5 protein-coding genes and 1 tRNA gene are annotated in these 6,873 nt (G+C 74.3%); 4 read left to right on the top strand and 2 right to left on the bottom strand.

Going from position 1 to position 6,873, the window contains the following annotated elements:
* Positions 1-122 precede the first annotated feature (122 nt).
* From MUU72_RS34735 to MUU72_RS34725, 3 genes are all read left to right on the top strand, one after another.
* A tRNA-Pro gene (locus MUU72_RS34735) sits at positions 123-196 on the top strand.
* 131 nt (positions 197-327) lie between these two features.
* Positions 328-828, top strand: a complete 501-nt coding sequence (locus MUU72_RS34730; protein ID WP_248017449.1) for a hypothetical protein — start codon at positions 328-330, stop codon at positions 826-828.
* Between the two features lie 37 nt (positions 829-865).
* Positions 866-2,473, top strand: coding sequence for a M3 family metallopeptidase (locus MUU72_RS34725; RefSeq protein WP_248017448.1), 1,608 nt, complete (start codon positions 866-868; stop codon positions 2,471-2,473).
* Positions 2,474-2,491: 18 nt separating this feature from the next.
* Here MUU72_RS34725 and MUU72_RS34720 read toward each other — a convergent pair whose 3' ends face one another.
* Both MUU72_RS34720 and MUU72_RS34715 read right to left on the bottom strand, forming a co-directional pair.
* Positions 2,492-3,568: a hypothetical protein gene (locus MUU72_RS34720; RefSeq protein WP_248017447.1), complete on the bottom strand. Its 1,077-nt coding sequence runs from the start codon at positions 3,566-3,568 to the stop codon at positions 2,492-2,494.
* Between the two features lie 325 nt (positions 3,569-3,893).
* A complete protein-coding gene (locus MUU72_RS34715; protein WP_248017446.1) occupies positions 3,894-4,727 on the bottom strand; it encodes a class I SAM-dependent methyltransferase in 834 nt (277 codons plus the stop codon).
* A 69-nt stretch (positions 4,728-4,796) separates the two neighbouring features.
* On the opposite strand from MUU72_RS34715, the gene MUU72_RS34710 reads away from it, so the two are divergent.
* Complete coding sequence (locus tag MUU72_RS34710) at positions 4,797-6,716, top strand: S9 family peptidase (RefSeq protein WP_372503302.1); 1,920 nt, start codon at positions 4,797-4,799, stop codon at positions 6,714-6,716.
* Positions 6,717-6,873: the final 157 nt, after the last annotated feature.

Genomic DNA, 6,873 nt, shown 5'->3' with positions numbered 1-6,873 from the left:
CCCCCAGCCCCGCCCCACTCCCACCCCGCCCCACAAAACCGCAGGTCAGCCCCCTCCCCACCCCTCCCAGAAACCGGATTTCACCTACGGGGATCAGTCCGCTAAAGTAGAGCTCGTTGCTTCGGGGTGTAGCGCAGCTTGGCAGCGCGCTTCGTTCGGGACGAAGAGGTCGTGGGTTCAAATCCCGCCACCCCGACTGAAGGAACACAGACCGGCCCCGGTCTCCCCTCGTGGGAGGCCGGGGCCGGCTGCTTTTCCGGGGCGGCGTCCGGGGCGGGCTCGAAAGGGGCGGGTTTCCGGGGTGGGGCGGGCGTAGTGTCGGGGTCTGTGACTTCTGCGAAGAGTTCCGAGACGAGTCCGAGTGCGGTGGCGGCGTCGGGGCCGGGGGCGGGCGCGGAGTCCGCGGCGCCGGGAGCGGGGAGCCGGCCGGGGGAGGATCCGGGGGCGAACCCGTTCTTCCGGGCCAGTGAACTCCCCTACGGGCTGCCACCGTTCGCCCGTATCCGGCACGAGCACTTCCGGCCCGCGTTCGAGCGGGGCATGGCCGAGCAGCTGGCGGAGGTGGCCGCCATCGGGGCGGACCCCGAGCCGCCGACGTTCGAGAACACCGTGGAGGCGCTGGAGCGCAGCGGGGCGGTGCTGCGGCGGGTCGCGGCGGTGTTCTTCAACAAGGCGAACGCGGACACCGACGACGCCACGCAGGCGCTGGAGGCCGAGATCGTGCCGCGGCTGGCCGCCCACGAGGACGCGGTTCCTGCTCGACCCGGCCCTGTTCGCCCGGCTGGAGACGCTGTACGGGCGGCGGGCGCACCTCGGGCTGGACGGTGAGCGGCTGCGGCTGCTGGAGCGGCACCACACCGCACGGGTGCGGGCCGGGGCCCGACTGGCACCCGGCGAGCAGCAGCGGCTGCGCGAGCTGAACACCGAGATCGCCGGTCTGTGCACCGAGTTCCGGCAGAACCTGCGGGCCGACACCGCGGCCGCCGCGCTGGTGGTGGAGCGCGCCGAGCAGCTGGCCGGGCTGCCCGCGGACGAGATCGCCGCGGCCGCCGAGAACGCCCGCGCGCTCGGCCACGACGGCGGATACGTGCTGAGCCTGCGCAACTTCACCAACCAGCCGCAGCTGGCCGCCCTCGCCGACCCCGCGCTGCGGGAGCGGCTGCTGGCCGCGTCCCTGGGGCGGGGGCAGGGCGCCAACGGGGCGGTTGCGGTGGCCGTGGCCCGGCTGCGGGCCGAGCGCGCCGCGCTCCTGGGGCACCCCAGCCACGCCTCCTGGCAGGTCGCGGACCAGACGGCCGGGACGACCGCCGCCGTGGAGGAGATGTTCCGGAAGCTGATCGGCCCGGCCCTGGCGCACGCCGAGCGGGAGGCGGCGGCGCTGGCGGCGGCCGCCGGCACCCCCGAGGTCCGCGCCGCCGACTGGCAGTTCTCCGCGGAGCGGGTGCGCAGGGAGCGGTTCGACCTGGACGCGGCCGCGCTGCGCCCGTACCTGGAACTGGAGGCGGTCCTCCACGACGGCGTCTTCCACGCCGCGACCCTGGTGTACGGCATCACCTTCACCGAGCGGCCGGACCTGGTCGCGTACCACCCGGACGCGCGGGTCTTCGAGGTGCACGACGCCGACGGCGGCCCGCTCGGCCTGTACCTCGGCGACTTCCACGCCCGGGAGTCCAAGCGCGGCGGGGCCTGGATGAACGAACTGGTCGCGCAGTCGCACCTGTTGGGGCAGCGGCCGGTGGTGGTCAACAACCTCAACATCGCCCGGCCGCCGGCGGGCGAGCCGGTGCTCCTGAACTGGAGCGAGGTCACCACGCTCTTCCACGAGTTCGGGCACGCCCTGCACGGGCTGTTCTCCGACGTCCGCTATCCGTCGCTGGCGGGTTCGGAGGTGCCGCGCGACTTCGTGGAGTTCCCCTCGCAGGTCAACGAGATGTGGGCGGAGTGGCCGGAGGTGCTGGCCCGGTATGCCCGGCACCACCGCACCGGGGAGCCGATGCCGCCGGAGCTGCCGGCCCGGCTGCGGGAGGCGGAACGGTTCGGCGAGGGCTTCGACAGCGTCGAACACCTGGCCGCCGCGGTCCTGGACTGGGCCTGGCACACCGCCCCGGCCGGCCAACTGCCCGGCCCCGACGGCGCGGAGGAGTTCGAGGCGGCCGCACTGGAACGCCACGGGCTGGCCCATCCGGCGATCCCGCCGCGCTACCGGACCGGCTACTTCGCGCATGTCTTCGGCGGCGGCTACGCGGCCGGGTACTACGGCTACCGCTGGGCGGAAATCCTGGACGCGGACACCGTGCGGTGGTTCCGGGAGAACGGCCGGACGGTCCGGGAGAGCGGCGAGATCTTCCGGCGGGAGCTGCTCAGCCGGGGCAACAGCACCGACCCGATGGCGGCGTTCCGCGCGGTCGTCGGGCACGACCCGGACATCGGGCCGCTGCTGGCCCGGCGGGGGGCCGCGCCCGGCGCCGAGTAGGCCGCGGCCCCCGGCCCGTCACGTCGCGGGGTCGGCGGTGGCGCGCCAGGTGACCGGGCGGGCGCCGTCCCCGTTGCCCTGGAAGGTCAGCGAGGCGGGCGGGTCCCCCTTGGGCAGCATGTGGATGGTGCACTCGGTCACCGTGGCGCCGGGCTTGAGCATCCTGTCGGGGACGGCCTCGGGGCACGGGGCGACCCCGGGGCCGCCGATGTCCAGCAGGAGCATCTTCTGCGCCTGCTGCCCGCTGGCGCTGGTCAGCACCAGGCTGTCGTTCAGGCTGGGCAGCAGGTCGTACTTGCCGGTGTTGCGGTACTCGACCGTCACGTAATACGGGACGGACTTCTTCTGTTCCGCGCTCAGATCGAAGCGGCTCAGGTCGGCGAGCGAGCCGGTGCGGACGCTCTTCGGGGTGGCCAGGACGGTCGCGGTGCGGCGGTCGCTGTCCGTGGTGACGGCGTCGGCGGGCCGGTGGGCGGGCAGGACGCCGGCCGCGCCGGTCTGGGTGCCGCCGATCTGCCAGAGGAGGGTGTCGCCGCCGTCGTCCTTGTAGGAGACGATCGACGGCTTCTGCCCCTTGGGGAGCATGAAGATCTGGCAGAACGCCGTGGTCTGGCCGGCGGACAGCTTCGCCTTGCCGGCCTCCTGGCACTCGGGCGGCAGGCCCGAGCCGGTGGCCAGCGGGTTGGTCCGGAACAGCGTCACCTGCCGGCCGGCCCGGCCGTCGGTCCCGCTGACGGTGAAGTTCCGCTCCGGGTAGAGGTTGTCGACCGTCTCCTTCCCGGTGTTGGTGTAGGAGACCGTCAGGTAGTACGGGACCATCCCCTTGAGGTCGTCGTCCAGCCGGATGCGGGCGAGGTCCGAGGGGTGGCCGAGGGCCAGCCGGGTGGGCTCGAGCCGCAGCGGGTGGGACGTGTGGTCGGTGCCGGTCCAGGTGGCGGCACGGGCCGCGGACTCCATCGGCAGCGGCTCGGCGGGCCGCACCGTCCCGGCCGCGCCCGGTTTGGCCGCGGCGCCCGGCGCCCCGGCGCATCCCACCGCCAGCAGCATGAGCACGCTCGCGCCCGCGGCACCCGCCATCCGTCTGCGTACGCGCACGGAAACCCCCGTCTTTTCGGTGTTGTTCGCTTGCACCCGCGGCTGCCGGCGGCCGGACCGCGCACCGCGGAACCGGACGGCCGCGACCGAGCGGAGCGAACCGGGCGGCCGGTGCCGGCCGGCGGCGGTGCGACCGGGCGACGGGAACCGACCGGGCCGTCCGCCACAGTAACGGGCCGGAAGCGGGGCGCTGCCGCCGGGCCCGGGGACGGAGACGGGGCGGGGCCGGAAGGCAGGACGGCGCACGGGGTGGCGGGCCGGGGCCGTCGGGCGGAGGGTCAGCGATCGGGCGGCGCGGCCCGCCGGCCGGTGCCCGGACAGCGCCTCAGGCCGGCTTCGTGGCCTTCAGGGAGTACATCAGCGGCACCCTGGGCCGGCCCTCCGGGAAGCGGTAGAAACCGTCCTCGCCGCGCCGCAGGACCCCGAACCGCTGGAACAGCGTCATCTCGTGCTCGTGCAGGAACTCGATCCGCAATCCGGCGGCCGCCACCGCGCTGACCACGTCCCCCAGGGGATGCAGCCATTCGACGCTCCTGTTGTGGACCGTCTCCGCCCCGAAGTCCGTGTAACTGCCGGGCGCTTCCTCGTCCCACGCCTCCCGGCGGAAGTAGTCGTAGGTGACCTGCGAGCCGGACTCCTCGTCCAGCACATCGCCCAGCGGATGGAACTCCGCGAGATACAGGAACCCGCCCGGCGCGATCAGCGACGCGGCGGTCTCGGCCCATGCGGTCAGGTCCGGGAGCCAGTTCACCGCCCCGATACCGGTGTAGACGATGTCGTACGCGGTGTCCGGCACCGCCTCGGCGGCGTCGTAGACATCGGCCGCGACGAACGCCGCCCGGTCCGGGCCGTAGCCCAGCTCGGCGGCCAGCTCGCGGGCCGCCTCGATGGCCCGCTCGGAGAAGTCCAGGCCGACGACCCGGGCGGCGCCGCGGTGCGCCCACGACAGCGTGTCCTGGCCGAAGTGGCACTGGAGGTGCAGCAGGCTCCGGCCGGCCACCTCGCCGACCTCCGCCGCCTCGAAGTCCCGGATCACGTCCCTGCTCCGCCGGAACGCCTCCTGGTCGTAATAATCGCTCGCGGTGTGGAGGGCGACGCGCTCGTCCCACCTCGCGCGATTCGCCTCCCGCCAGTCCTCGGGCCCGGTCTGTTTTCGCATGGAGCGAAGTTATCCACAGCCTCACCGCCTCGCCAACGCACTTTCCCCCCGCGGGCGCAGAATGGCCCCATGACTGACGAGACCACAGGCCCCGGACCCACCCCCGCCGACCCGCCCGCCACCCCCTCCCCGTCCTCCGACGCCGCACCGCACGCGCAGCCGGCCGCGGACCAGGCGGTGGACGCCGGCATGCCGGACTGGGAGAAGCGCTTCCGCGCCCCCCGCATCGGCCTGCCGGAGTGGGCCGAGCACGCCCCGGACCGCTCCCTGTTCGTCTCGAACGCCACCGGCACCTTCGAGCTCTACGCCTGGGACCGCGCGACCGGCACCCAGCGCCAGGCCACCGACCGCCCCAACGGCACCACCGACGGGACGCTCACCCCCGACGGCGCGTGGATCTGGTGGTTCTCCGACACCGACGGCGACGAATTCGGCGTCTGGATGCGCCAGCCGTTCACCGGCGGCCCGGACGAACCGGCCGCCCCCGGCCTCGCCCCCTCCTACCCGGGCGGGCTGGCCCTCGGCCGGGACGGCACCGCGGTCATCGGCCGCTCCACCGACGACGAGGGCTCCACCCTCCACGTCGTACGGCCCGGCGCCGCCCCGGTGGAGATCTACCGCCACCGCGAATCGGCGAGCGTCGGCGACCTCTCCCACGACGGCGCGCTGATCGCCATCGAGCACACCGAGCACGGCGACGCGATGCACTCCGCCATCCGGGTCGTGCGGCCGGACGGTTCGACCGTCGCCGAGCTGGACGACACCCACGGCGGCACCGAGGAGCTGGGGCTTTCGGTGATGGGCTTCGCCCCGGTCGACGGCGACAGCCGGCTGCTCGTGGGCCACCAGCGGCGGGGCCGCTGGGAGCCGATGATCTGGGACCCGCTGACGGGCGTGGAGACCGCGCTGGAGATCGATCTGCCCGGTGACGTGGGCGCCGACTGGTATCCCGACGGGTCCGCGCTCCTGATCGAGCACGAGTACCAGGCCCGCAGCGAGCTGTGGCGCTACGCCCTGGACGGCTCGGCCGCGGCCGGTGCGCTGAGCCGCGTCGAGACCCCCGCGGGCACGGTCTCCGGTGCGACCGCGCGGCCGGACGGGACGGTGGAATTCCTGTGGTCGTCCGCCGCCCAGCCGCCGGAGGTGCGGTCCACGTCCGGGGCGGTCGTCCTGGACCCGCCCGGCATGAAGGCCCCCGGCTCGGTCCCGGTGACCGACGTCTGGGTGGACGGCCCCGGCGGCCGGATCCACGCCCTGGTGCAGCAGCCCGCCGGCGACGGGCCGTTCCCCACCGTCTTCGACATCCACGGCGGCCCCACCTGGCACGACAGCGACGCCTTCGCCTCGTCGCCCGCCGCCTGGGTGGACCACGGCTTCGCGGTCGTCCGCGTCAACTACCGCGGCTCGACCGGCTACGGCCGCGCCTGGACGGACGCCCTCAAGCACCGCGTCGGGCTGATCGAGCTGGAGGACATCGCCGCGGTCCGGGAATGGGCCGTCACCTCCGGCCTCGCCGATCCGGCCCGGCTGGTGCTGGCCGGCGGCTCCTGGGGCGGCTATCTGACGCTGCTGGGCCTGGGCACCCAGCCGGACGCCTGGGCGGTGGGCCTGGCCGCCGTCCCGGTCGCGGACTACGTCACCGCGTACCACGACGAGATGGAAGCCCTCAAGGCCATGGACCGCACCCTGCTGGGCGGGACGCCCGAGGAGGTCCCCGAGCGGTTCGCGGCGTCCTCCCCGCTGACGTACGTCGACGCGGTACGGGCCCCGGTGTACATCTCCGCGGGCGTCAACGACCCGCGCTGCCCGATCCGGCAGGTCGAGAACTACGTCCGGCGCCTGGCGGAGCGCGGCCACCCGCACGAGGTCTACCGCTACGACGCCGGCCACGGCTCCCTCGTCGTCGAGGAGCGCATCAAGCAGGTCCGGCTGGAACTGGACTTCGCCCGCCGGTACCTGATGGACGGGGAGGCGGGGGAGATCGAGTAGCTCGCCGGGGGCGGTGGGGGGGGTGGGGGGCGGGGGGTGACCGGTGACGGGGGCCCAGGAGCTAGAAACTCATCTGGCCGGGGCCCGCCCGAGTGGCGGATGCACATCGGGGGGGTGCCGAGGGCTTTGCACGAGATGTCGGCACCGCGCCTCCTAC

It is taken from the genome of Streptomyces rhizoryzae (assembly GCF_023155275.1).
GTDB classification, from domain to species: Bacteria; Actinomycetota; Actinomycetes; order Streptomycetales; family Streptomycetaceae; genus Streptomyces; species Streptomyces rhizoryzae.
The sequence above is the reverse complement of the archived record's forward strand: the minus strand, read 5'-3'. Positions and strand labels throughout refer to the sequence as shown.